General features: G+C 37.8%; 1 protein-coding gene. It reads left to right on the top strand.

Annotated elements, in window-relative coordinates; genetic code table 11:
• A partial coding sequence (locus tag NLM59_RS11530; protein WP_304417931.1) for a hypothetical protein occupies positions 1–392 on the top strand: 392 nt, incomplete at both ends.

The following is a 392-nucleotide window of genomic DNA, read 5'->3' as shown; positions in this document are numbered from 1 at the left end:
TGATGATGTTTACACTTACACCTTCACGCCAACAGATACTTGTTACAATGAGTTTAGCTTCACAGTAACTGTTAGTGATTCAGTTGACACTGTATTTACATACACAGATAGTGCAGTGTGTGATGTTACAGAGCTACCAGATGTTTCAACTTTAGACTCACAAGATAACAACGGTGTTGCTGGAACTTGGGCTGTTAGTCAAGTCGATGATATTTACACTTACACCTTCACGCCAACAGATACTTGTTACAATGAGTTTATTTTCACTGTAACTGTTAGTGAATCAGTTGATGCAGTATTTACTTACACAGATAGTGCAGTGTGTGATGTTACAGAGCTTCCAGAAGTTTCAACTTTAGACTCTCAAGATAATAACGGTGTTGATGGAACAT

The sequence above is a fragment of the Profundicola chukchiensis genome (assembly GCF_029664245.1).
Lineage (GTDB): Bacteria > Bacteroidota > Bacteroidia > Flavobacteriales > Weeksellaceae > Profundicola > Profundicola chukchiensis.
Note: the sequence above shows the minus strand (reverse complement) of the source record. Positions and strands in the feature narration are given on the sequence as shown.